The organism is Xanthomonas sp. WHRI 6106 (genome assembly GCF_040202405.1).
GTDB lineage: Bacteria > Pseudomonadota > Gammaproteobacteria > Xanthomonadales > Xanthomonadaceae > Xanthomonas > Xanthomonas cannabis.
In genome coordinates this window covers 288,755-313,091 of sequence record NZ_JBEGFC010000002.1, presented here as the reverse complement: position 1 = coordinate 313,091, position 24,337 = coordinate 288,755, and the positions used below count along the sequence as shown (strand labels likewise).

At 66.4% G+C, this 24,337-nt stretch carries 18 protein-coding genes; 7 read left to right on the top strand and 11 right to left on the bottom strand.

From position 1 onward, the window contains the following. Positions 1-31: 31 nt before the first annotated feature. The 3 genes from ABQZ09_RS04575 to ABQZ09_RS04565 form a co-directional block, all read right to left on the bottom strand. Positions 32-2,419, bottom strand: coding sequence for a TonB-dependent receptor plug domain-containing protein (locus tag ABQZ09_RS04575; protein WP_039405639.1), 2,388 nt, complete (start codon positions 2,417-2,419; stop codon positions 32-34). Between the two features lie 274 nt (positions 2,420-2,693). Continuing rightward, positions 2,694-3,119: a VOC family protein gene (locus ABQZ09_RS04570; RefSeq protein WP_047695575.1), complete on the bottom strand. Its 426-nt coding sequence runs from the start codon at positions 3,117-3,119 to the stop codon at positions 2,694-2,696. A 392-nt stretch (positions 3,120-3,511) separates the two neighbouring features. After that, a complete protein-coding gene (locus tag ABQZ09_RS04565) occupies positions 3,512-5,893 on the bottom strand; it encodes a TonB-dependent receptor plug domain-containing protein (protein WP_349776216.1) in 2,382 nt (793 codons plus the stop codon). A 181-nt stretch (positions 5,894-6,074) separates the two neighbouring features. Here ABQZ09_RS04565 and ABQZ09_RS04560 point away from each other — a divergent pair, with 181 nt between their 5' ends. Next, entirely contained in the window at positions 6,075-7,994 is a 1,920-nt protein-coding gene (locus ABQZ09_RS04560) for an ABC-F family ATP-binding cassette domain-containing protein (protein ID WP_349776215.1), read from the top strand. Between the two features lie 452 nt (positions 7,995-8,446). On the opposite strand, the gene ampR is transcribed toward ABQZ09_RS04560, so the two are convergent. Beyond that, a complete protein-coding gene (ampR, locus tag ABQZ09_RS04555) occupies positions 8,447-9,319 on the bottom strand; it encodes a LysR family transcriptional regulator AmpR (RefSeq protein ID WP_349776214.1) in 873 nt (290 codons plus the stop codon). A gap of 100 nt (positions 9,320-9,419) precedes the next feature. On the opposite strand from ampR, the gene bla reads away from it, so the two are divergent. Next, the gene (gene bla, locus ABQZ09_RS04550; RefSeq protein WP_349776213.1) at positions 9,420-10,313 is read left to right on the top strand and encodes a class A beta-lactamase; all 894 of its coding nucleotides are present in this window, start codon (positions 9,420-9,422) and stop codon (positions 10,311-10,313) included. Between the two features lie 135 nt (positions 10,314-10,448). Here bla and ABQZ09_RS04545 read toward each other — a convergent pair whose 3' ends face one another. The 5 genes from ABQZ09_RS04545 to ABQZ09_RS04525 form a co-directional block, all read right to left on the bottom strand. Continuing rightward, a complete protein-coding gene (locus ABQZ09_RS04545; protein WP_349776212.1) occupies positions 10,449-12,617 on the bottom strand; it encodes a phosphocholine-specific phospholipase C in 2,169 nt (722 codons plus the stop codon). 335 nt (positions 12,618-12,952) lie between these two features. Continuing rightward, positions 12,953-15,376 (bottom strand): TonB-dependent receptor, encoded by a 2,424-nt coding sequence (locus tag ABQZ09_RS04540; protein ID WP_349776211.1) that lies wholly within the window; start codon positions 15,374-15,376, stop codon positions 12,953-12,955. A 259-nt stretch (positions 15,377-15,635) separates the two neighbouring features. Further along, positions 15,636-16,091: a protein tyrosine phosphatase family protein gene (locus ABQZ09_RS04535; RefSeq protein WP_349776210.1), complete on the bottom strand. Its 456-nt coding sequence runs from the start codon at positions 16,089-16,091 to the stop codon at positions 15,636-15,638. A 37-nt stretch (positions 16,092-16,128) separates the two neighbouring features. Beyond that, positions 16,129-16,905 carry a sulfite exporter TauE/SafE family protein gene (locus ABQZ09_RS04530; RefSeq protein ID WP_221205606.1) on the bottom strand — a complete coding sequence of 259 codons (777 nt, stop codon included), beginning with the start codon at positions 16,903-16,905 and terminating at the stop codon, positions 16,129-16,131. A gap of 5 nt (positions 16,906-16,910) precedes the next feature. Further along, positions 16,911-17,255 (bottom strand): ArsR/SmtB family transcription factor, encoded by a 345-nt coding sequence (locus tag ABQZ09_RS04525; RefSeq protein ID WP_184556756.1) that lies wholly within the window; start codon positions 17,253-17,255, stop codon positions 16,911-16,913. Positions 17,256-17,340: 85 nt separating this feature from the next. Between ABQZ09_RS04525 and ABQZ09_RS04520 the strand changes: the two genes are divergently transcribed. The 3 genes from ABQZ09_RS04520 to ABQZ09_RS04510 are packed head-to-tail and all read left to right on the top strand — an operon-like array spanning position 17,341 to position 19,045. Next, positions 17,341-18,216, top strand: coding sequence for an MBL fold metallo-hydrolase (locus ABQZ09_RS04520; RefSeq protein ID WP_184556753.1), 876 nt, complete (start codon positions 17,341-17,343; stop codon positions 18,214-18,216). Continuing rightward, entirely contained in the window at positions 18,213-18,626 is a 414-nt protein-coding gene (locus ABQZ09_RS04515; protein ID WP_184556750.1) for a YeeE/YedE family protein, read from the top strand. The genes ABQZ09_RS04520 and ABQZ09_RS04515 overlap by 4 nt, the downstream gene beginning before the upstream one ends. Before the next feature lie 2 nt (positions 18,627-18,628). Further along, complete coding sequence (locus ABQZ09_RS04510) at positions 18,629-19,045, top strand: DUF6691 family protein (RefSeq protein WP_184556747.1); 417 nt, start codon at positions 18,629-18,631, stop codon at positions 19,043-19,045. 397 nt (positions 19,046-19,442) lie between these two features. Here the strand turns inward: ABQZ09_RS04510 and ABQZ09_RS04505 are convergent, their stop codons facing one another. Next, positions 19,443-20,687, bottom strand: a complete 1,245-nt coding sequence (locus ABQZ09_RS04505; protein WP_349776209.1) for an MFS transporter — start codon at positions 20,685-20,687, stop codon at positions 19,443-19,445. Between the two features lie 424 nt (positions 20,688-21,111). Here ABQZ09_RS04505 and ABQZ09_RS04500 point away from each other — a divergent pair, with 424 nt between their 5' ends. Then, positions 21,112-21,423, top strand: a complete 312-nt coding sequence (locus ABQZ09_RS04500; RefSeq protein ID WP_039413797.1) for an FmdB family zinc ribbon protein — start codon at positions 21,112-21,114, stop codon at positions 21,421-21,423. A 114-nt stretch (positions 21,424-21,537) separates the two neighbouring features. On the opposite strand, the gene ABQZ09_RS04495 is transcribed toward ABQZ09_RS04500, so the two are convergent. Next, positions 21,538-22,302 carry a DUF3011 domain-containing protein gene (locus ABQZ09_RS04495; protein ID WP_349776208.1) on the bottom strand — a complete coding sequence of 255 codons (765 nt, stop codon included), beginning with the start codon at positions 22,300-22,302 and terminating at the stop codon, positions 21,538-21,540. A gap of 157 nt (positions 22,303-22,459) precedes the next feature. Between ABQZ09_RS04495 and aspS the strand changes: the two genes are divergently transcribed. Continuing rightward, positions 22,460-24,226 (top strand): aspartate--tRNA ligase, encoded by a 1,767-nt coding sequence (gene aspS, locus ABQZ09_RS04490; RefSeq protein ID WP_349776207.1) that lies wholly within the window; start codon positions 22,460-22,462, stop codon positions 24,224-24,226. Positions 24,227-24,337: the final 111 nt, after the last annotated feature.

Here is a 24,337-nt window from a genome sequence, read left to right as displayed (position 1 = left end):
GGCGCCGGCCGCTACCGACCGGCGTAGCCCATCACCACTTGTAGTTCACGTTGGCGTAGACCAGCGCACCGTTGAAGCCGAACGGCGAGGCGCTGCTGTAGGGCAGGTAGGTGCGCGTGCCCAGGCCCGCTTCCTGGCGGTCGGGATATTCGTTGAGCACGTTGTCGCCACCGACGGTGAAGTTCCACGCGCCCAGCTTGTAGGACGCGGCCAGGTCCAGCGTCCACTTGGCTGCATAGGTCTGGTCGCTGCCGGCGTTGGTACCGAAGGTGCTGAACTCGCCCCAGCGCGTGGCGGTGCCGGTGAACGACCAGTTGCCCGGCGACCAGGTGCCGCCCAGGAAGAACTTGTCGCGCGGCGTACCTTCGGTGATGCGGCCCAGTTCTGCGCGGCCGATGCGCACCGCTCCCGGGTCGATGGCTTCCAGTGCAGCCGGGTTGGCGGCGATGCGCTCGACTTCGGTCTTGTTGTAGTTGTAGCCGGTGGTCAGCTCCGCGCTGCCGCCATCCAGCGCCCAGCGGTAGGTGCCCACCGCATCCACGCCCTGGGTCTTGGTGTCCACCGCGTTGGTGAAGTAACGCCCGCCACCGATGCCCGGGAAGCCGTTGGCCTGCAGATAGTTGCGCGCAGCGGTGGAGGTGAGATTCTCCGACAGCACGATGCGGTCATCGATATCGATGCGATAGGCATCGACGGTGATGTACAGGTTGTCCACCGGCTGCAGCACCACACCCAGGCCATAGTTCTTGGATTCCTCGGCCTTGAGCGGCTCGGCGCCCAGTGCGATTGCGGCCGGGTTGTCGGTGCGGAAGGTGCCGATCTCGAACGGAATCGCCGTCACGCTGCCATTGGGCTGGGCCACGTTGAGGAACTGCGTGGCGATCGACTGGAAGTTCTGCTGCTGCAGCGACGGGGCACGGAAGCCGGTGGACGCGGTGGCACGCAGCGCCACCTTGTCGGTGAACGCGTAACGCAGCGACAGCTTGCCGGTGGCGGTGTCGCCGAAGTCGCTGTACTTCTCGTAGCGTCCGGCCAGGCCGGCCGACAGCTTTTCGGTGAGGTCCGCTTCCAGGTCCACGTATGCCGAGTGGCTGTTGCGGTTGTAGTACCCGGCATCGGAGAGCTTGAAGCCCGGGAATACCTGCGCGCCCGGAATCAACGCCCCGTTCGCGGAGGGAATCCCGCCATTGGCCGATGACGCAGCATCGCCCGGCGACTGGTTGAACTTCTCGCCGCGCCATTCCGCACCGAACGCCAGCGTGACCGGGTAGGCCAGGCCCCAATCGAGCGTCTTGGTGAAGTCGGCATTGAGCACGTTCTGCGTCACTTCCAGCGTACCGGCATGGAAGTCGGTGGGGCTTGCCAGCCCCAGGCTGTTGTTCAAGCTGTTGCGCACATCGAAGGTGAGATTGTTCTGGCCGTAGTTGTAGCTCAGGTCGATGTTCAAGCCGCCTTCGGTGGAGGTCTTCAATCCGCCCACCCACGACACGTCCTTGCTGACGTTGTAGATCTGCGGCAGGAAGCCGTCCGGATAGATTTCCGGGCGGTTGCGGTTGTCGCCGGCGAAACGGAAATAGCCGTTGGACAGCACTTCGCGACGGCTGACCATGCCGAACGAGTAGAAGGTGAGGTAATCGGTAGGGCTGTATTCGCCGTTGAACGAGATGGCGCCCTGGTCGATCTCGGGGTCGCCGTAGCGCTGCTCCACGCGGCCGCCGAACGGCAGCGCGCGGTTGGTCTGGTCCGAATGCCCGGCCTGCGCGGCCAGGTGCACCTTGCCGGTGCCGGCGAAGCTGAAGCCGGCATCGCCGGAGAGCTGATACTGCTCGCCGTCGCCGGCGCTGTACTTGCCGTAGCGGCCATTGACGCTGCCGCCTTCGCCGCTGCCCTTGAGCACCACGTTGATCACGCCGGCAATCGCGTCCGACCCGTATTGCGCCGACGCGCCATCGCGCAGCACTTCGATGCGCTCCACCGCCGCGATCGGAATGGTGTTGAGGTCGGCCGGCGATGAGCCGCGGCCCTGGGTGTCGTTGAGGTTGATCAGCGCAGTGCTGTGATAGCGCTTGCCGTTGACCAGTACCAAAACCTGATCCGGCGACAGGCCGCGCAGCTGTGCAGGGCGCACTGCGTCAGAACCGTCGGAGATGGCCGGGCGCGGGAAATTCAGCGAGGGGATCGCGCGTGACAGCGCGGTTGCCAACTCGGTGGTGCCGGTCGATTCCAGTGCCTGTGGCGAGATGATGTCGATCGGCGATGCCGATTCGGCCACGGTGCGGTCGGCCACACGGGTGCCGGTGACGATCAGTGTGTCGAGGGTTTTCTGCGCGGGAGCCTGTGACTGCGCGGCTGCGGTTGAAGCGGAAAACGACAAGGCGACAACGACAGCGACTGCGAGTGGACTGGACTTGCAATTCATGCGGTGACAACTCCGAGTGGGGAACGGATGCAGCGCAGTGGGCCCCCTCCCAGGCCGCGTCCGTGGCGGCAGCTGCGGTGCGTTCCCAACCATTAACCACGTGTAACCAGGTGTCAAATTGTGGTTACGTTGCGCGTGCAACCGTCATCGGAAATAAGCGTATGAAAACGGTGCCAGCTTGCACCACGGTGATGCATCGCTTGCACCGGACCTACTACCCCGCGGGTTTGCTTGCACCATCATGGACATCGATAACAGATATGAAAGTTCTGCATCAGAACGTGATTTGCACCATCTCGGCACTGCGTTGCGCAGGCCCATGGAAGACCGCTTCGATGTTGTTGCCATCCGGATCGAGCGCAAATGCCGCGTAATAGTTCGGGTGATAGGGGCGCACGCCCGGCGCACCGTTGTCGCGGCCGCCGTGGGCGAGTGCGGCCTGATGGAAGGCGTGCACCATGGCGATGTCGCGGGCCTGGAAGGCCAGATGATGGCGGCCGGTCAGGACGCCTTGCGCGACGGTGTGCCGGTCGGAAACGAACAGTTCGTCGGCCCAGAAAAACCCATCGCCCTCGCCGCCGATCGGGACGCCGAGCGCATCGAGCACGGCCTGATAGAAACGTCGGCTTGCCGGCAGGTCCTGCACCACCAGATGCAGGTGATCGATCAAGCGACCGCGACACACGTTCGATGCGTCCATCTGCATGCTCCGGCAATGACAGGAACACCGCTCATATCACGGCGCAGGCGCAGGCGCCGTCATCGTTCCGGCTGGTATGCGGACAGCGCGGCAAGGTGCCGCGTGCTAACGGAAGCGCCATGTGCACGTCGGCTCGTGCGATGCAGCCGGCGCCTGCGGCCGCTGACGCGTGTGTCGCAATCGCCTGAACGCACACGCCCCGGACAGGGCCGGGGCGTGTGGTCGAACGACAACGGCGAAGCTGCAGCGCTGACGCCAGCAAATGCGTCAGCCTGCCCGCATCGCAAGGCACGGTCGGCGTTGCCAGATCCGCTGCGCCATGCGCCGTGCAGGGGCCGTCGTTGCCGCACCTCGCGACGGCAGCGGCGCTTGCCGCTGCCTGCACGCATCGCTTACCAACGGTAGTTGATGCGCCCGTACACGTACGCACCGTTGAAGCCGAACGGCGACAGGTTGCTGTACGGAAACTGCCCGCTGGTGGAGTTGGCGAAGTTGTTCTCGTCCGGGTATTCGTCCAGCAGGTTGTCCGCGCCCAGCGTCAGCGTCCAGCGGTCGACCTTGTAGCTGGCCGAGGCATCCAGCACCCACTTGGCACCGAAGGTCTGGTCGTTGATCGCCGCAGCCGGGCGGGTGCTGTACTTGCCATAGCGCGTCGCGCCCAGCGCCAGCGTCCAGTGCTCGGAGTTCCAGCTGCCGTTGATCAGGAACTTGTCGCGCGGGAAGCCTTCTTCGATACGGCCACGCTCGGTGCGGTCGATACGCTCCAGGCTCAGCCCGTTGGCCGACAACGCCGCCGGGTTGGCCGCCACGCTGCGCACCTCGGTTTCCGAGTAGTTGTAACCGGCGGTCAGGTCCACGCTGCTGGCTGCAAGCTGCCAGCGATAGCTGCCCACCACATCCACCCCGCGCGTGCGCGTGTCCACCGCGTTGGTGAAGTAACGTCCGCCGTTGATGCCGAAGATGCCCTGCGCTTCCAGCAGGCTGCGCACGCCGGCACCGGTAAGGTTGGACGACAGCACGATGCGGTCGTCCACATCGATCTGGTACGCATCCACGGTGAGGTAGAGCGCATCGGTGGGCTGCAGCACCAGGCCCAGGCTGTAGGACAGCGAGGTCTCGGCATCCAGCGGCTCGGCACCGAAGGCACGTGCCACGGTGCTGTCGGCCGGGAAGGTGCGGATCTCGAACGGATTCGGGTTGCCGGCCAGGAAGGTGGTGCTGGTGGACTGGAAATACTGCTGCGCCAGCGACGGTGCACGGAAGCCCGACGACACCGTGCCGCGCAGGGCAATCTTGTCCGTGAACGCATAGCGGCCCGACAACTTGCCCGAGGCCTGGCTGCCGAAGTCGTCGTAGTCCTCGTAGCGACCGGCCAGGCCGGCAGAGAACTTGTCGGTGAAGTCGGCTTCGATATCGGCATACAGCGCATAGCTGTTGCGCGAGTACTGGCCCGACACACTCGGCGCGAAGCCGCCGAAGCCCTGCGCGCCACCGGCCAACGTGCCCGCCTGGAAATACGAGCCCACTTCGCCCGGCGACTGGTTCCACTTTTCGTTGCGGTATTCGGCGCCGAAGGCCACCGTCACCGGATAGGCCAGGCCCCAGTCGAAGCCGCGCTTGATGTCCAGGTTGACGATGTTCTGCGTGGTCTCCAGCGCGCCGTCGTAGAACGAGGTGGGCGAGGTCGGCCCCAGGCTCACGTTGAGCGTGTTGCGGGTGTGGAAATCGATGCGGTTGTAGCCATAGTTGTAGCTGGCATCCCAATCCCATCCGCTGGCGGTCGACCCTCGCACGCCGGCCACCAGCGAGCGGTCCTTGGCGTAGCTCTGGATCTCCGGCAAAAAGCCCTGCGGGTAGACCGACAGGATGTTCTGGCTGCTGCCCGGCGCGCGGAAGAACGCGAACGAGGTGATGTCGCGGTTGCTGGCGGTGGCAAATGCATAGCCGGTGATGCTGTCGCTGAACTGGTACTCGGTATTGAGCGAGGCGGCCTGCGCATTGACGTCCGGGTCGCCGATCTTGAACGCCTTCTGGCCCACGGCCGGCTGCGAGACGCTGGGCGCGCCGGCATAGCCGCGTGCGCGGTCGGTCGGGTCCTGCTGGTTGAGCTGGGCCGCCACATGCAGCCAGCCGCGGTCGCCGCCATAGGCCACGCCGGTGTCGCCGGACAGCTCGTAGTTGTTGCCGTCGCCGGCCGAATACTGGCCAAACCCGGCCTGCAGGCTGCCGCCCTTCTCCGCGCCCTTGAGCACGATGTTGACCACGCCGGCGATGGCGTCGGAGCCGTATTGCGCCGAGGCGCCGTCGCGCAGCACTTCCACCCGCGCGATCGCCGCCACCGGGATGGTGTTCAGATCCACCGCCGCGGCGCCGCGGCCGATGGTGCCGTTGAGGTTGAGCAGCGAGGAGGTGTGGCGGCGCTTGCCGTTGACCAGCACCAGCACCTGGTCCGGCGACAGGCCGCGCAGCTGCGCGGGGCGGATCGCGCTGGTGCCGTCGCTCAGCGCCGGGCGCGGGAAGTTCAGCGAGGGCAGGGCACGCGCCAGCGCGGTGGCCAGTTCCGGGGTGCCGGTGGCCTGCAGTGACTCGGCGCTGATGATGTCGATCGGCGACTGCGATTCGGCCACGGTGCGGTCGGACACGCGGGTGCCGGTGACGATCACCGTGTCCAGGGTATTGGCGGTTGCCGGGGCGGCGGCGTCCTGTGCCAGGGCCGGCGCGGCAAGCAGTGCAGCGACCACGGCGGTCGCAAGCGAGGAAAGGGGGATGGTCATGACAACTCCGAAAACTGTGGGGCCGTGTGCGGCCGCTAAAGGCTAGGCAGGGGGTGGTCGCGAGCGGGCGAAGACGGCGGCGGCCTACCTGAAGGCGCTAATTATTCGTTAACGCTAGAATGGCGTCGCAGGAATGCTGCTCATCTGCTCATTCCTTTTCGTTCTATCGGACTGTCCATCAATGATTTCCCTGCGCAACTTCTCCATGCGACGCGGCGAGCGTCTGCTGTTGTCCAACGTCGACCTGACCATGCATGCCGGCTACCGCGTCGGCGTGGTGGGCCGGAACGGCACCGGTAAGTCGAGCCTGTTCGCGGCGGTGAAGGGCGAGCTGGAGGCCGACAAGGGCGACGTGGACCTGCCCGGCAAGGTGCGCACCGCCAGCGTTTCGCAGGAAACCCCGTCGCTGCCCGACCCGGCGCTGTCGTTCGTGCTTGGCGGCGATATCGAGGTGTCCGCGGTGCTGCAGGAAGAGGCCGACGCGACCGCGCGCGAAGACTGGGAAGCGGTGGCCAACGCGCACCAGAAGATGGCCGAGCTCGGCGCCTACGACGCCGAGGCGCGCGCCGGCAAGCTGCTGCACGGCCTGGGCTTCCCGGCCGATACGCACCACCGCGCGGTGTCGTCGTTCTCCGGCGGCTGGCGCGTGCGGCTGAATCTGGCGCGTGCGCTGATGATGCCCAGCGACCTGCTGCTGCTCGACGAACCGACCAACCACCTGGACATGGACGCGGTGCTGTGGCTGGAGCAATGGCTGCTCAAGTACCCGGGCACATTGCTGCTGATTTCGCATGACCGCGAGTTCCTCGACAACGTCGCCACCCACACCCTGCACCTGCACGGCGGCACCGCCAAGCTGTATGTCGGCGGCTATACCGATTTCGAACGCCAGCGCATCGAACACCTGCGCCAGCAGCAGATCGCCCACGACAAGGAACAGGCAGAACGCGCGCATCTGCAGAGCTTCATCGACCGCTTCAAGGCGCAGGCCAGCAAGGCGACGCAGGCGCAGAGCCGCATGAAGCGCCTGGCCAAGATGGCCGGTACCGAAGCGGTGCGCGCCGAGCGCGAGTTCCGCATCCAGTTCGCGCAGCCCAATCGGCTGCCGTTTTCGTTGATCCGCTTGAATCATGTGCAGGCCGGCTATCCGGCTCCGACCTCCCTTCCCCCGCGTGCGGGGGAAGGTGCCCGAAGGGCGGATGGGGGCGACGCTGCCACGGTCATCCTGCACGACGTCGGGTTTGGGTTGGAGGCGGGCGACCGCATCGGGTTGCTGGGGCCCAATGGCGCGGGTAAGTCGACGCTGGTCAAGACGTTGGTGGGCGAGTTGGCGCCGTTGGCGGGGGAGCGCAGCGCGCATCCGGACCTGCGTATCGGTTACTTCGCCCAGCACACCGTGGAGTCGCTGCACGAAGGCCAGTCGCCGATGGACCACTTCCGCGACCTGTCGCCGGATCGTTCCAACCAGGCGTTCCGCGATTTCCTGGGTAAATGGAATTTCGCCGGCGACCGCGCGTTCGAGGTGGTGGATGGGTTCTCCGGCGGCGAGCGCGCGCGTCTGGCGCTGGCGCTGATCGCCTGGCAGCAGCCCAACGTGCTGTTGCTGGACGAACCGACCAACCACCTGGACCTGGAAATGCGCGAGGCGCTGGCCGAGGCGTTGAGCGACTTCGAAGGCGCCATCGTGATGGTCTCGCACGACCGCCATCTGATCGGCCTGGTCTGCGACAGCTTCTGGCGCGTGGCCGATGGCGTGGTCGAGCCATTCGCCGGCGATCTGGACGAATACGCCGCCTGGCTGCGTAGCCGCCCGGCGGCGCAGGGCACCAAGCAGAAGATGGCCGAAGCGGCACCGACCCCGCCACCGCCGACCAAGCCATTGCCGCCGAAGAAGGCCGTCAACCCGCACAAGCTGGCCAGCGCTGAAAAGCGCGTCGGCGAGCTGGAGGCGGCGCTGGCCGCGCTGGATCGTGAGCTTGCCAACCCGGGCAACTATGCCGACAGCGACAAGATGGCGGTGCTGGGGCGCGACCGCGAAACAACCGCGCAACAGCTGGCCGCCGCCGAAGCGGCGTGGATGGAGCTGATCGACGGCGCGTAAGGCAGGACGAGATGATGCTGCTGCGTGTTGATCGTGCTGATCGATCGCGCTTGCCGTAGGTGGTTTTCAGCGGTGCACGGCTTTGATGGTCTGCATCATGCGTAGACGGAGCAGTGTCTGGACCGAGCATGTGCCGCTCATCGGGTGTGCCATGAGCTCGGGTGGGTAGGGCAGTCGCCGCAGAATGCGTTGCGCTTCGCGCCCGCACCCTCATGCGGCGCTACGCGCCACCGTCTCCCCCATGAAGGAGGACAATGTCCGGGCGGGAGAAGGGTGCAAGCCGCAGCTCTGGTGACGAAACGCCCCTCTCCCTGCGGCAGAGGGGTTGGGGTGCGGGTGCGGCGGAAGACAGCCATCCTGATGGAGGGGCCAGGTGAGCTGCGGCGTAGCCATCGCATAGGAGAGGCTGTGTCGAGTGCACGCAGGCAATCACCACTGGAACGCACCCAACGTCACCCCAGCCTTTGCTCCACCAACAACCATGCAAGTAACCTCCTCCCCGCCTCACTCTCGGGCCGCGAACGTAGCCGCGTCAGCCAGTAGCGTCCCGCATCGATCGTGACCGGGAACGGGCAGACCAGGCGCCCGGCATCCAGGTCCTGGCGAAACATCGGCAATGGCAACAACGCCACGCCGGCGCCGGCCGCCGCGGCGCTGGCCAGCGTCAACGACGAATCGAACATGGCCCCACGCGCGGGCACGCTCGCCGCTCCCGCGGCACGAAACCACTGCGGCCACTCATCCAGCCGATACGAGCGCAGTAACGGCACCCGCGCCAGATCGGCCGGCGCGTGCAGGCCGCGCGCCATGCTGGGCGCGCACACCGGCGCAAACGGTGCCTCCATCAGCGCATGCGCGATCTGGCCCTGCCAGTCGCCATCGCCGAAACGGATCGCCAGATCCAGCCCTTCGCCGGCCAGATCGACCCGGTTGTTGTGGGTGGACAGGCGTAATTCGATATCCGGATGCGCGGCATGAAAGGTCGGCAATCGCGGCAGCAGCCAGCCGGTGGCGAAGGTGCCCACCACGCCCACGCTGAGCACCTCGCGATAGCGCCCATCGGCGAAGCGCTCCAGGGTGGCGGCGATGCGGTCGAAGGCCTCGCCCAGCACCGGCGCCAGCGCCGCGCCCTCGTCGGTCAGCGCCACCCCGCGTGGCAGGCGGTGGAACAGGCTGGTGCCCAGCTGTTGCTCCAGCGCCTTGATCTGGTGGCTGAGCGCTGCCTGGCTCACGCACAGCTCGTTCGCCGCGCGGGTCAGGTTTTGATGGCGGGCGGCGGCTTCGAACGCGCGCAGGGCATTGAGCGGGAGGCGGGGGCGGGGCATCGGGAGAGATTAGTTCAATTCATGCCTGGGATCGAAACATCGCGATGGTCGGCTGCGCCACGCGCCTCGATACTGCGGGCTCCCTCAAGGAGGCAGACGCATGTTGAATCGGCGAGAGTTCTTGTACGCAACCGGCGCGGGCATGCTGTTTGCGGCGTCCAGACCCGCACTGGCGCTCAGTCCGGCGGTGAATATGGACGACATGCTGCGGGCACAGTGGGCGGACATCGAACGTGGCACCGGTGGTCGCCTGGGCATCAGCCTGCTCGGCAGCGCCCCCGGCTGGCGCCTCGGGCAGCGCGAGAACGAGCGCTTCCCGATGTGCAGTACCTTCAAATTTGTATTGGCTGCCGCGGTGCTGCAGCGGGTGGATCAGGGCAAGCTCACGCTGGCGCAACCGGTCAAGATCCGTGCCGCGGACATGCTTGAGCATGCCCCGGTCACCGAGCGCCATGTCGGCGGCGCGCTGAGTGTCGGCGAACTGTGCCGGGCCACGATGATCCACAGCGACAACCCGGCCGCCAACCTGTTGTTCCCGCTGGTCGGCGACCCGGCCGGATTGACCGCCTTCCTGCGCAGCATCGGCGATGTCAAGACCCGCAGCGACCGCTACGAGCCGGAGATGAACGGGTTCGCCCCCGGCGAGCTGCGTGACACCACCACGCCTGCTGCGATGGCGTCCACGCTGCGTACGCTGCTGCTTGGCGATGCGCTGCAGCCTGCCTCGCGCAAGCAGCTGACCGACTGGATGATCGACAACCGCACCGGCGACGATTGCCTGCGCGCGGGGCTCACGGCCGACTGGAAGATCGGCGACAAGACCGGTAGCAACGGCACCGATACCCGCAACGACATCGCCATCCTCTGGCCGCCGAAGGGCCAGCCGCCGCTGCTGCTGGCGACGTACTTGAACGGCGCCAAGGTCGACGCTGCTGCACGCGATGCGGCGCTGAAGGCAGTCGCGGTCGCGGTGCGGGAATGGTTTGAAAGGTGAGCCTGCCGAAGCGATACGTGGCGATAGCGGTGCATGTCGATTCGGCAGGCACAATTGCGGCGAGGGAGGGTGCGACGTTCCTCCACGCAGCAGCGGTGATGCGGAGCGATGGTTGCCGCTGGCCAGCGGCAACATTCAACCTGGCACGGCCACTCGGCCCAGCGCATCGATCGCGACAGGTCTTTCCTGCTGCAACCGCGCCGGTCCACCCATGGCGGGATCGCTGACGCTGTCGGCGCCGGTTTCGATGCGACCTGCCAGGCGCTGGGCCGCGCCGTCGTGGTGCACCCACAGGTCGTACCAGCCACCGGTTGCTGCCGCTTTCCAACGGCGCTGCTCGGTCGCGCCGGGCGCAATGCTGAGGCGCTCGTGCGGCTGCGCGGCTGCATACGCGCCTGGTTGCAGGTCCACCTGCACGGCAGTGCTGCCGCCATTGCGTAGCGATAGCATCACGGATGTGGCGTCGTCCGGATCTTGGCTGATCTCGGTCATCAGCAACGGGGCGCTCAGGTCGCCGCGATAATGGCGATGGAATCCGTTGGGGCCGATCAGCCACAGATCGTAACGGCCATCGTAGGTGGTCCAGTCGCCGTCCAGCGTGGCATCGGCACCCACCGTATAGCGGCGCGGGATCGCCGCCAGGTCGTAGCGGTCGTAGACATGTAGTACCGCCGCCGCGCCGCTGTTGTGCATGCGTAGCCGGACCTCGCCACGCTCGGGCACCTGCGCCAGTTGCACGCTCGGCCGATACGGTACGGCGCGCGAACGGCGCACGCCAAACGGTTGCGCGGGCGGCTGCAAAGTAGACGGCAGCGGCGGCAGCGTGTGCTCGCGCAGGGCCGCTGCGCGCGTTGCCGCATCGCCCACATCGGGCAGCGCCGCGACGAACGGGCGTGCATCGGCGCTGCGGAAATCGAACGCGTTGGTCAGATCGCCACACACCGCACGCCGCCACGGCGTGATCTCCGCTGCGGGCACGCCGAAGCGGCGTTCCAGCAGACGCAGCACCGAGGTGTGGTCGTACACCTGCGAGTCCACCCAGCCACCACGGCTCCATGGCGAGATCACATACATCGGCACGCGCGGCCCCAGCCCGTACGGGCGCCCGCGCAGCTCGGGCAGATCCACCTTCTGCTCGCCTGGCGCCGGGTGACGGTGGTAGTCGTCGTCGGTGGCGATGCTGGATGCGCCGGTAAATCCACCGGCGGTGCGCGCGTCCGGCGACGGTGGCGCGGGCGGCGGCATGTGGTCGAAAAAGCCGTCGTTCTCATCGAACATCAGCAGCAAGGCCGTGCGGCTCCATACCGCCGGATCGGCGGTGAGCGCATCCAGCACGCGTGCGGTGTAGGCCGCGCCTTGGGCGGGGCTGGATGGATCGGGGTGTTCGCTGCCGGCCGCATCGGCGATGACAAAGCTCACCGACGGCAGCCGGCCGCCCAACACGTCTGCGCGTAGCTGCTGCACACCACGCGTGCTGATGCCACGCGCACGCAGCTGCGCGTCGTGGCCAGGGGCATTGCGGTACGCCTGCCGGAACGCGTCGAAGCCGGCCAGCGGGTTGTCGGTGAAGTTGTCGGCCATGTCCTGGTAGATCTGCCAGGACACACCCGCGCGCTGCAGATGTTCGACATAGGTGGCCCAGCGATACGGCTCGGCAAAGCCGCCCAGTTCCGGAAAGTTGTCGTGCGAATTCCCGATCACCGGGCCGCCTGCGCGCGCCTGCGGATCGTTGCCGCCGGTCCACAGGAACACGCGGTTGGAATTGGTGCCGGTCTGGATCGAAGCGTGGTACGCATCGCAAATGGTGAAGGCATCGGCGAGCGCGTACTGGAAGGGAATATCCGCGCGGCCGTAATGGCCCAGCGCATGGTCGTGCTTGGCGGCGGCCCAATGTCCGAGCGGGCCATGGTCCCAGGCCTGCTGCGCATCCGGCCAGCTGTGCGGTGTGCCCTTGACGCGCATGAAGCCGAACTGCGCGGCGGTGTCCAGTGCAAACGGCGTCAGCCATTGCTTGCCGTCCTCGCTGGGTTGCAGCCACACCGTGCGCGAGGACGCACCCGGCAGCGGCGGGGCTGGAATCGGAAAGCGATCGCCGAACCCGCGCACGCCGGGCAGGGCACCGAAGTAGTGATCGAACGCGCGGTTTTCCTGCATCAGGATCACCACGTGCTGCAGGTCGTTGAGCGTGCCGCTGCGACGGTCCGGTGCGACGGCGGCGGCCCGCGCGATGCTGGGAGGCAGCAGCGCGGCAGCGGCTCCGGCAAGCCCGGTCTGCAGAACGCGGCGGCGGGGAAGATCGATCATCGTGTCACCTGATTGGCTGAACCCTCACGAGTCCCTTCCACCGCCTGCGGGGGAAGGTGCCCGAACGGCGGATGGGGCACGGTCGGCAAGCAGCTAGTTGCAGGCGTAGGCGCGGGCTTTCTGGACCCCTGGTGTCTATGCCCCGCCGGCCTCGCCCTCATCCGGCGCTACGCGCCACCTTCTCCCGCCAGCGGGAGAAGGGAAACGCTGCCTTCCACCGCCTGCGGGGGAAGGTGCCCGAAGGGCGGATGGGGGCGCAGTACCCGCACCTAAAAATCTCTGACTAGCGTAAGTCAGTAGCAGCGCCCGTGCACCACGCACCGGTCGATCCGCCGTTACAGATCCAGCGTCAGCGTCAAACCGACCGTGCGCGGCGCCGCGATGAACGCGCTGTCGCTGCCGTCCACGCCTTCCAGGTAGCGTTTGTCGGTGAGGTTGCTGACATTGAGTGCCAGCAGCAGGCCGGTGAGTTGCGACGATAGCTGCGACAGCTCCACCCCCAGGTTCGCATTGAAGGTCGTCACACCATCGAGCGCGGCGCGGTTGGACGCGTCCAGATAGCGCTTGCCCAGGTAGCGTCCGGCCACGCCGAAGCGCCAGGCCTGTCCGCGCCAGTCGGCCGACACCACCAAGGTGTTGCGCGGCTGGCCGATCACCTGCGCACCGGGGGTGATCTCCAATGCGGTATCGCGCGCGGCATCGCCGCTGCCCAGATAATCGGCCTTGTTATAGGTGTAGGCACCGTTGATGCGCCAACCGTTGTCCCAGCCATAGCCCAGCGCTGCTTCCACGCCGCGTGCATGCACGCCGCCGAAGTTTTCGTACACGCCATCGGTTTCGCCCAGGTAGTCGATACCACTGACAAAGTTGGCTGGCACATACACGATGCGGTTGTCGAAACGGATGTCGTACAAGGTCACGCTGCCGGTCAGCGGCCAGCGGCTGATGCGCAGGCCAAGTTCGACGTTGTCGGCGGTTTCCGGTTTGACCCGGCTCAGTGCGATCGGGTCGGTTTCGCCCAGCACCCCGGAGGGGATGGCGGCAAAATTCTGCGAGTAACCGGCAAAGGCTTCCAGGCCCTGCACCGGCGTTGTCCAGGTCAGGCCGGCCGACAGCAGCGGGTCCGAATGCGCATCCGATTCCACATGCTGCGCCTCGCCGATGCGGCGGTCGCGGGTCTGGTCGAGGAAGAACTGCTTGACGCCCACGCGCCAGGCGAAGGCGCCGTAGCGCATCACGTCCTCGACGTAATACATCTGCTCGTCGGTCTGGTAGTTGTCCTTGAACTGCACCCAGTACGGCTGATGATCGAAGCTGATGTTGGTGCCGACGTTGAGCAGGCGATGCCAGTCGCGGGTGACACTGCGGTCGTAGCGCTCCAGCCAGGCGCCGGCGCGCACGGTATTGTCGATGGCGCCGAGATCGGCGCGCCATTCCACATCGGCCATCGCGCCGGCGCGGTGGTTGTCGTAGTGGCTGTGCCGATACGACTGCACCGGCACCGAGCCGGCCGGATAGCAGGCCGGGTTGGATTCGGCCGGCACCGCATCGCTGCCGGCGCAGCCAGCCAGCATGGTCGCAGCCGCGCCGCCGGGCGTGAGGTAATACAGCTTGCCCAGGTCACTGCCGGCGTACGCGGTGTTGCTGCCCCGGGCTTCGGATTCCGGCGCGCCGGCGCCATCGTTGGTGACATCCACCAGATACGGCGGAATCCAGTCGCCGCGGCCCTGCATGCGGTGCGCGTAGCCGGTGAGCGTGGCCTTGATGCCGTTGCCGCCATCAAAGGCGCCGCGCAGGTAGCCAAACGTGTTTTTGCGTAATGCACGCGAGCCGGAGCGGTAGTTCTGGTCCAGGTAGGGAATGCCGGTGAGCCTGCCTGTCAGCAGGTCGTGTTCGGGATCGCGCGCGAACTGCTCCGGCGTCACGCTGGTGTATTCGGATTCGTCGGCATCGTCGTAGGACGCGTAGCCGCTGAGCGCCCACTTGTCCAAGGCGCTGACGAATTTGCCGGCCAGGTGATCGCGGCTGGTGTGGCCGCTACCGTCGATCCAGTCGTCGTTGCGCGCCGACGAGCCGCTGATCCAGGCGCGCGTGTTGCCGCCGAGCAGGCCGGTGTCGTAGCGCGCGTAATACTTGCGCGCCTGGTTGTCGCCGATGCCGCCGATCACCCGCACACGCTGGGTGTCCAGCGGTTCGCCGGTGAGGTAATTCAAGGTGCCGCCCAACGCTTCGTTCGAGCGCGATGCGATGTCGGCGGTGCCCTGGCTCACTTCCACCGTTTCCAGATCCGGCATGTCGATGAAGCGATTGGCCTTGGAGCCGCCGCCATAGGCCGAGCCGCCATTGGGCACGCCGTCGATGGTAGTGCCGATCTGCTGGGTATCGCGATTGCTGACGAAGCCACGCATGCTGATCTGGGTGCCCCAATCCGACGAGCCGAAGGCATCGGCCTCGGTGACCACCACGCCGGGCAGTTCGTTGAGCGCATCGTTGACGCTGCCGAGCACGAACTGGCGGTCCAGCATTTCCTTGCTGACGGTGGTCTTGGAATACGTCATCGCCTGGCCGACCACCTGCACCTGGTCCAGCGTGGACACTTGCTCGCCAGTGCCAGTGCCAGTGCCATTGCCGTCTGCAAGCGGCGCGGATGGTGCGGCGCCGTCGGGAGCTTGTTGTGCGTATGCGGGAAAGGTCAGCGGAACCAGCAGCAAGGCAAGCGTGGCCGGATGGCGCACGCGCGGGCAGGACATCGAATCCATTGCAATCCAGCGGGCGGGGAAGGGAATGGCCGCAGCCTGCCGCGCTTGCGTTGCGTGATGATGACCGCGCAACCGATGCGGCTGCGATCACCCAATGGACGCAGCCCCTGGGCCGTCTACCAGGGCGACCGTCTGCCGCTGTCTGGGCGTCGACGCGGTATGGTGCTCTGGCATGAGATGCCAGAGGTGGCGCAGCCCCAGGTGCTGGAAGGGCTTCGCCCTCATGGTTTTTTGAGGGCGCAATCAACGAATCATAAGCCTATTCACAGCGTGGGTCAGCGCTGCGTATCTGGGTTTGAGCAAGTGCGATCACGGCCGGTTCCAGTGTCTTCAGGCCGGCCGCGCGTCCACCTTCGAGTGCCGCGGCAAGCGCTGTTCCCCGGTTGAACACCTGGTCAAGCGTAACCATCGCACCTACGCGGTTGGAGCTGGCGCAGTGGATCAAGACGTCGCCCTCGAGGCGGGCCTGATCGAGCATCCGCCCGAACGCACGTATCCGCGTGGGGTCAAGATCACTGGCGTCGGCGATCGGTAGCGATGCGTAACGCAGGCCAAGTCGATCAGCCTCCATCGCTTCGTCGTAGTCCACCGGCTCCTCGGGTGCGCGCAGGTTGATCACCGTTCGCACACCCTTGCGGGCGAGCTCCGCCAATTCAAACTGCGTCGGTTGGCCGCTGGCGTAATGGCCTTTGGCAAACAGTATGGGGGTCGTCATTGAATGGCCTCAGGCAGCACGTGGGCGGGCGTTGCGCTTAGAGCCAGCCAAACGCGCTGGCAGCACGCAACAGCATGTAGAGCGCAACAACAACGATCAGGCCGGCGAGTACGAGATTGAGCAGGCCATTGCGGTGGGCCAGGCGCGTGGCCAGACGCGCGCCCAACAGGCTGCCGACCGCCCCACCGCCGATGAAGATTCCAGCCAACGACCAGGCGACCAAGCCGGAGCTCGCGTAACTCACGGCGGTTGTCAGGCCAAACGCGCTGACCGCCACCAGTGAGGAGCCGACCGCAAACAGAATCGGCATGCCGGTCGACGCGATGAGGCCAGGAACGACCAGAAAGCCCCCGCCGATGCCAAAGAAGCCAGAGAGCAGGCCGGTGGCTGCACCGGACCCCAGCAGCTTGGGCGCATTGCTACCGTTGAACATCACGGAAGGGTCACCTCCGCGGCCGCGCGAGCGCACCATCATGCCGGCCACGGCCAGCATCAACAGGGCAAACAGGGCAAGCAACTTCTGCCCATCCATCGTCTTGCCCAGCGTTGCACCGAACCATGCGCCCACGACGCCGGCTGTCGCAAATGCCGCTGCACAGCGCCATTTGACGTTGTGCTTGCGAGCATGAGTGGTCAGGCCAATCAGCGCGTTGGCTGCTACAGCCAGTGCGCTGGTTCCGATCGCCACGTGCGGATCGTGCACGCCCACCAGATAGACCATGAGCGGTACCGCCAGGATCGATCCGCCACCGCCGACCAGCCCAAGCGTGAACCCCACTGCGCCTCCCGCCAGCGCGGCCAGCACGATTTGCAGTGAGGTCACTGGCGGGATTCCTGGCCAACGCAATACGCGGCGCACAACGCATCGATGACGCTCACAGCCGGGCCCTCGGCAAGCGCGTAGTAGATGGTCTGCGACTCGCGGCGCGTGGTGACAAGGGCCATCTCGCGCAACACCGCCAGGTGTTGCGAGAGCGCCGACATGCTCAGGCCCGTGATTGGCTGCAGGTCCCCCACCGAGGATTCGCCCTCGACTAGCTGGCAGAGCACGAGCAGGCGCGCCGGATGCGCCAAGGCCTTGAGCAGCGCTGCCGCCTCATCGGCATAGCGCAACATCTCTTCGGGAGACGGGATCGCCCTCTTTTGCTTCGGTGAACGGCTCATGGCTGCTTGCTTTGGAATTTGCTTGAAAATAGGTGTAGGAAAATCTAATTTAGATAAATCTAAATAAAAGCGCAAGAGGGCCCGGATGAATCCGCAAGTTCAAAGCTTCCACGATTCAGCAACATCCACCTTCACGCATTTGGTGTATGACCAGGACGGCGGACGGTGCGCCATTGTCGACCCGGTATTGGACTACGACCCAGCCCAGGCCCGGACCCAGACCACATCGGCAGATCGCGTGCTTGCGTTCGTGGACCAACACGCCCTGCGCGTGGACTGGATCCTGGAGACCCATGCACACGCCGACCACCTCACCGCTGCGGCCTACCTCAAGCGCATGACCGGAGCGCGCGTGGCCATCGGCCATGGCATCACCCGCGTACAGGAGCGTTTCAAGGCGTTGTTCGGGCTTGAGCCTGAGTTTGCGCCAGATGGTCGGCAATTCGACCGGTTGTTTGTCGATGGAGACACGTTTGCGATCGGCCAACTGCAGGCGCGTGCAATCGCCACGCCGGGTCACACCGATGACAGCCTCACCTATCTCATCGGCGATTCGGCGTTCGTGGGTGACACGGTGTTTGCTCCCGAAACAGGAACTGCGCGGGCAGATTTCCCGGGTGGCGATGCGCGCAAGTTGTATCGCTCCATCCACACGCTATTCGATCTGCCGCGTGATACGCGCCTGTTCCTTTGCCACGACTATCCGCCTGCCGGACGCCAGGCGCACGCGCAGAGCTCGCTGGAAGAGCAGGCGCAGCGCAATGTGCATATTGGCGGTGGAACAGAGGAAGCTGCATTCGTGAAGATGAGGACCGAGCGCGATGCCACCCTGGCAGTGCCCAAGCTGATCCTTCCCGCCTTGCAGGTAAATATCCGTGCGGGCGAGTTGCCCCCGCCTAGCGCCAATGGCATCCGGTACTTGCGGCTTCCTTTGAACCAGTTGGGAGTCGACGCATCGTGACATGGCTCATCACCCTTTCCGGTGGCGTACTGATCGGCCTGTCCGCAACGCTTCTGCTCTGGCTGAATGGTCGCATCGCCGGCGTCAGCGGAATCCTGGCCGGCCTGCTGTTTCCAAAGGCAGGGGATGTGTGGTGGCGGGCGATGTTTCTGCTTGGCTTGATCGTCGCCGCGGGCCTCTACCTGCGGCTGGTTCCAGGTGCGCCGCTGCCACGTAGCGACCATGCTCGCCTGGGCCTGATTGCCGCCGGTCTGCTGGTAGGCCTGGGCACCCGCATGGGCAATGGCTGCACCAGCGGTCACGGCGTGTGCGGCCTCGGTCTTTTTTCGCTGCGCTCCGCGGCCGCAGTCCTCACGTTCATGGTCACTGCGATGGCGACGGTGTTCGTCGTCAGACACCTCTGGAATTGACGATGAAGAAGCGTTCGTTTGCGGCCTTGCTGTCCGGTGTGCTGTTCGGGCTGGGGCTGGCGATGTCCGGCATGACCGATGCGCGCCGCGTCCTCGGTTTCCTCGACGTGTTCGGCCAGTTCGACCCATCCTTGGTCCTGGTCCTCGGCAGTGCCGTTGCTACCACCGCCATCGCGTTCCGCTTCGTGCTACGCCGCAACAGGCCCGTGTTTGCCGAGAGGTTTCAACTAGCCGGCGCGCGAGCGGTAGACCGCCGGTTGCTGGCCGGGGCAGCACTGTTCGGAATTGGTTGGGGTCTTGCCGGCTATTGCCCGGGGCCTGCGCTTGCCGGGTTGGGAACAGGCTCCGTGGAGGCCTTGTGGTTCGTGCCCGCGATGCTTGCTGGAATGTTGATGCACCGTGCCCTTGACCGCGCGTGACACTTGTACGGCCCAGCCTTCCTTGCAATGTGTGGCTGTGTTGCCGCGGCGGCATCGGCGGCATCGCAACGGTGCCGGGATGCCTTGCGAGGTGTAAGCGCAGTGCTTGGTGCACTTGCTGCTTGCGCAGTACATCCGAGCAGGCAGACGCTCGGTCGGTATCCAGGCTGCCGGACAGTTTCGAAGGCCGCACGGTGCTGGAGCAGCCTTGGCGGTTGCCGCTTGTCCGATCCACGCACACCACCACCGCCAGGGAGGGCTTGCCGTTCGCCGTCGCGGGCCTGTCCGTGGCGCGGCGGGCAATCAAAGCGCCCTGGAGGTCGTTGCGGCGTGTGCCGCGACGATGGATGCGCAAGGATCCGCCGCCATGCAGCGGGGCGTACGAAACGCGCTGTCGTCAGCTGCGCGTGCTGCTCGGTGCCACTTCGGCCTGTTGCGTTTCCGGCATCAATTCCAGCGCCGACGGCGTGGTGCGCAGCATCGGGCGGAACGCAATGGGGTGGGTGCGACGGCGTGCAAACCGCAGCAGCCGCGACAGCGTGAAGCCGGCTAGCGCCAGCAGCATCACCGCGAAATATACCGGCAAGGCGGTCGGGCCGAACTTCTGCATTGCACCGCCGGCCAGCGCCGGGCCGATCGCCGCACCCACACCGTGTACCAGTAACAGGCTGCTGCAACCGGACAGCAGGTCCTCGCGCGGCAGGTAATCGAGCATGTGCGCAACTGCAAACGGGTACAGCGAAAACGCCAACCCGCCATAGACGAAAAACAGCACGAACAACACGGTGGTCTGCGTCTGCACCATCGGCATGGCGGCAGCGATGGCGATACCGGCGGCCAGTACGCTCACCGTGACCAGGCCGATGCGGCGGTCATGCCCGTCGCTGATGCGCCCGATCGGCCATTGCAGCACCGCACCGCCCACGATGGCAGCGAGCATGAACATCGCCACGCCATCGGCATCCAGCCCGATGCGGTTGGCGTACACCGGCAACAGGCCCCAGAACGCACCCATCGCCAGTCCGGAAAGGCCGGCACCAACCGTCGCCACCGGCGCCAAGGCGTACAGGGTTTTCAGTCGCAGGCGCGAGACCTGCGGTACCTCGGGCGGGATCAGCCGCGTGGTCATCACCGGCATCACCGCCGCGCAGATCAGGATCGCCGTCAGCGTAAACATCGCCGGTGCACCTGCATCGCCGATGCTGAGCAGGATCTGGCCCAGCGCCAGCGCCGATAGATTGATCGCCATGTAGACCGAAAATACCCGGCTGCGCCGACGCGCGTCCGGCTCGGCGTTGAGCCAGCTTTCGATCACGGTGTACAGGCCGACCAGCGCCGCGCCGGTGACCAGGCGCAACACGCCCCAGCCCCAGGGATCGAGCCAGATCGGATGCAGCAGCACCGCAATCGCCGCCAGCGATGCGTAGAACGCGAATGCACGGATATGTCCGATGCGGCGGATCAACGGCGGCGCGAAGAACGTGCCGAGGAAGAAACCGGCGAAGTAGCCGGACATGATCAGCCCCAGCGCACGCGCATCGAAGCCGGCCTGGCCACCGCGCACGGCGAGCAAGGTACCAAGCAGCCCACTGCCGGTCAGCAGCAGGGCAACGCCGAGCAATAAGGCAGTCAGCCGCAGCATGGATGCGGCCCTCGTGGGGGGAAAGGCGCGTCGATCACATGTTCGAGTGTAGCAGCCCGGGCAGTGCGGCTCAGTCCGGATCTCGCCGCGCGCAGCCTGCAGCGACGGTCGCCCGCACTGGCGCATGTCCACGAACTGCAGCGCATGTGGGTGCGGATGGGCGACCCGCGCACGCAGTGCCTCGGTTGCCACGGAGAAGTCGGACCGGATGATCGCGTGGCGGCTGTCGTATTTGCCGGCATGCCTGTCTCAACCGGCTGGCCACTGCGGCATCGCACTGCGTCGCCGGCGTCTCCGCGCATCACGCAGTGCGACGTGCCAACGCATCAGGCCCCATCTTCGCGCGCACGGGTTGGCCATTGCGCCGACGCACCCGCATCCGTCTAGAATCTGCGCCCCTGCATCGTCTTCCTCATCTTCTGCCATGCCCATCTACGCGTTCCAGTGCACCACCTGTGGCCATTCGTTCGACCGCCTGCAGAAGATGGCAGACCCCGACCCGCAGAGCTGCCCGGCCTGCGCCGCAGCCACCATCAAGCGCCAGGTCACCGCGCCGTCGTTCCGCTTGTCCGGCAGCGGCTGGTACGAGACCGATTTCAAGTCGGCTGGCGAAAAGAAGAAGAACCTCACCGACAGCAGCGCAGGCGGCGAGGCCAAGCCGGCCGCGGCCGGCGACAGCAAGCCAGCGGCTGCGCCGGCCGCAGCGGCGGCGAAGCCGGCATCCGGCGCGGCGTGACGGCGACCCTGCCAGGCGGTGGCACCTGCACGACTTGCGCGACGAAAACGACACAGGCCGGTCCACGCCGGACCGACCTGTGGATTCCCGCCTGCAACGGCCCGCGTTCAACCCTCAGCGGGCGTCGAACCGCGCGCGGCAACCGTCGTTGACCCAGACGGTCGAGCGGCGCGGGTCGTAGCCCCAGGTGCGGCCTTCCTCGCAGCGCGTGTCCGACAGCTGGCGGGTCAGCACAGGGCGGCCGGCGCCCACGTCCCAGTCGCAGGTGCGCAGGCGGCGGTCGTCGCTGTTGCAGGTCACCGAGTAATCGCCGCGAGGGCGACCGCCGCGGTCGTCCCGATCCCAGCCGCCGCCACGGGCCTGCGCAAAATCGGCCCGGCAGCCGTCGTCCACCCAGATGCGGCCTTGTTCCTGATGCCAGTTGCGTCCCTCCACGCAGGGGGTGCCGGAGAGCTGGCGCACGATCATGGCGCGCCGCCAACCGGTATTGCAGACCGCCTGGCGCTGGTCGCGGCTCTCGCAGCGCACCGTGCCGGCCGCGGCGTTGCCGGGGCGATCGTCGCCGCCGTTCCAGCCACCACCGCCCCAGCCTCCGCGGGCCTCGGCAAAGCGGCCGCGACAGCCGTTGTCCACCCAGATCCGGCCGCGGTCGCTGCCCCAGTTGCGCCCTTCGATGCAGCGCGTGCCGGAAATGTTTTCCACCAGCGCCGCGCGGCCACGGAACGGGGTGTCGCATTCGCGGCGGCGGTTGTCGTTGCTGGAACAGGTGACCGTCTGGCCGTTCCAGCCACGGTGCTGCGCGGCGGCGGGACGGCTGGCCAGCGCGCCACCGAAGGCGAGGAGGCTGAAGCCGGAGATCAGCAGGGCGGTGCGCAGCATCGTGGCGTCCTTGGTGCGGGAGGGGCGTGGCGCCTATTCAGCCGGGCGCCGACTTAAGCGTCGGTGACCGCCGCCGCATTTGCTCCTGCCGGCCGCCGGCCCCAGAATATCCGGCTTTCCGGCGCCGTCCTGCGTCGGGTTTTCAGCGGAGCTTTCGATGCGTACCCACTTCTGCGGCCTGGTCGACGAGACCATGATCGGCCAAACCGTCACTCTCGCCGGCTGGACCGACGTGGCCCGCAATCTGGGCGGGGTGTGCTTCATCGACCTGCGCGACCACGAAGGCATCGTGCAGGTGACGGTGGAGCCGGTGGCCGGCGACGACGCCAGCGCAGAGCTGTTCAAGGTGGCTGCCAGCCTCGGCTACGAGGACGTGCTGCAGGTCGAAGGCGTGGTGCGTGCGCGCCATGCGGTCAACGACAAGCTGCGCACCGGCAAGGTGGAAGTGATCGCCACGCGCATCAGCATCCTCAACAAGGCCGCGCCGCTGCCGTTCCACGCGCACGAGAACCCCGGCGAGGACACCCGCCTGAAATACCGCTATCTGGACCTGCGCCGTCCGGAAATGCAGCGCATGCAGCGCACCCGCATCAAGCTGGTGCAGGCGCTGCGCCGGCACCTGGATGCGCGCGATTTCCAGGACATCGAAACCCCGATCCTGACCAAGGCCACTCCGGAAGGCGCGCGCGACTTCCTGGTGCCGGCGCGCATGCATCCGGGCGAGTTCTACGCCTTGCCGCAGAGCCCGCAGCTGTTCAAACAGATCCTGATGGTGGCCGGCTTCGACCGCTACTACCAGATCGCACGCTGCTTCCGCGACGAAGCGCTGCGCGCCGATCGCCAGCTGGAATTCACCCAGCTCGACATGGAGTTCGCCTTCGTGCGCGAACGCGACGTGCAGGATTTCGTCGAGGACATGATCCGCGCCATCTTCAAGGAAGTGGTGGACGTCGAGCTGGCGGCGCAGTTCCCGCGCATGACCTGGGCTGAGGCGATGCGCCGCTATGGCTCGGACAAGCCGGACCTGCGCATTGCGCTGGAACTGGTCGATGTGGCCGAGCTGGTCAAGTCCAGCGAATTCCCGGTGTTTACCGCCGCCGCCAACGATGCCGACGGCCGCGTTGCCGCGTTGCGCATCCCCGGTGGCGCAACGCTGTCGCGCAAGCAGATCGACGACTACGCCGCGCATGCCGCCAAGTACGGCGCCAAGGGCCTGGCCTATATCAAGCTCTCGGAGACCGGCGAAGTCAGCTCGCCGATCGCCAAGTTCTTCAGCGAAGAGGCGTTTGCCGCGCTGCTCAAGCACGTGGGTGCGAGCAATGGCGACATCGTGTTCTTCGGTGCCGGCGGCTACAACACCGTGTCCGATTTCATGGGCGCGTTGCGCCTGAAGGCCGGCAAGGACTTCAGCCTGGTCGCCGATGGCTGGGCGCCGCTGTGGGTCACCGATTTCCCGATGTTCGAATGGGACGACGAAGCGCAGCGTTACGTCGCCTTGCATCACCCCTTCACCGCACCGGCGGTGGACGATATCGCCGACCTGCGCGCCAATGCCCGCACCGCGGTGTCGCGTGGCTACGACATGGTGCTCAACGGCAATGAAATCGGCGGCGGCTCGATCCGTATCCATCGCCCGGACATGCAGAGCGCAGTGTTCGAGCTGCTCGGCATCGGCGCCGAAGAAGCGCGCGCCAAGTTCGGCTTCCTGCTGGATGCCCTGAACTACGGCGCACCGCCGCACGGCGGCATCGCCTTCGGCATCGATCGCATCGCTGCGCTGATGGCCGGCACCGAATCCATCCGCGACGTGATCCCGTTCCCCAAGACCACCGGCGCACAGGACCTGATGACCGACGCCCCGTCGCCGATCGCCGCCGAACAGCTGGCCGAGGTGCACGTGCAGGTGCGCCCCAAGCAGGCCTGACCTGCGCGCAAACACGGCCACGCCTCGCGCGTGGCCGTGTTTGCCCTGCCAGGCGCCAACGACCTTGGCGAAGTAGTGGCGAGCCATCCGTGCGCCGCGCTCAGGCGCCGC

Bases quoted from the DNA above. Each gene is read 5' to 3' on its own strand.
- ABQZ09_RS04495 (WP_349776208.1), bottom strand. From the start codon at position 22,302: ATGCTGCGCACCGCCCTGCTGATCTCCGGCTTCAGCCTCCTCGCCTTC.
- ABQZ09_RS04570 (WP_047695575.1), bottom strand. From the start codon at position 3,119: ATGGACGCATCGAACGTGTGTCGCGGTCGCTTGATCGATCACCTGCAT.
- ABQZ09_RS04535 (WP_349776210.1), bottom strand. From the start codon at position 16,091: ATGACGACCCCCATACTGTTTGCCAAAGGCCATTACGCCAGCGGCCAA.
- ABQZ09_RS04500 (WP_039413797.1), top strand. From the start codon at position 21,112: ATGCCCATCTACGCGTTCCAGTGCACCACCTGTGGCCATTCGTTCGAC.
- ABQZ09_RS04505 (WP_349776209.1), bottom strand. From the start codon at position 20,687: ATGCTGCGGCTGACTGCCTTATTGCTCGGCGTTGCCCTGCTGCTGACC.
- ABQZ09_RS04540 (WP_349776211.1), bottom strand. From the start codon at position 15,376: ATGGATTCGATGTCCTGCCCGCGCGTGCGCCATCCGGCCACGCTTGCC.
- ABQZ09_RS04545 (WP_349776212.1), bottom strand. From the start codon at position 12,617: ATGATCGATCTTCCCCGCCGCCGCGTTCTGCAGACCGGGCTTGCCGGA.
- bla (WP_349776213.1), top strand. From the start codon at position 9,420: ATGTTGAATCGGCGAGAGTTCTTGTACGCAACCGGCGCGGGCATGCTG.
- ampR (WP_349776214.1), bottom strand. From the start codon at position 9,319: ATGCCCCGCCCCCGCCTCCCGCTCAATGCCCTGCGCGCGTTCGAAGCC.
- aspS (WP_349776207.1), top strand. From the start codon at position 22,460: ATGCGTACCCACTTCTGCGGCCTGGTCGACGAGACCATGATCGGCCAA.
- ABQZ09_RS04560 (WP_349776215.1), top strand. From the start codon at position 6,075: ATGATTTCCCTGCGCAACTTCTCCATGCGACGCGGCGAGCGTCTGCTG.
- ABQZ09_RS04565 (WP_349776216.1), bottom strand. From the start codon at position 5,893: ATGACCATCCCCCTTTCCTCGCTTGCGACCGCCGTGGTCGCTGCACTG.
- ABQZ09_RS04525 (WP_184556756.1), bottom strand. From the start codon at position 17,255: ATGAGCCGTTCACCGAAGCAAAAGAGGGCGATCCCGTCTCCCGAAGAG.
- ABQZ09_RS04510 (WP_184556747.1), top strand. From the start codon at position 18,629: ATGAAGAAGCGTTCGTTTGCGGCCTTGCTGTCCGGTGTGCTGTTCGGG.
- ABQZ09_RS04520 (WP_184556753.1), top strand. From the start codon at position 17,341: ATGAATCCGCAAGTTCAAAGCTTCCACGATTCAGCAACATCCACCTTC.
- ABQZ09_RS04575 (WP_039405639.1), bottom strand. From the start codon at position 2,419: ATGAATTGCAAGTCCAGTCCACTCGCAGTCGCTGTCGTTGTCGCCTTG.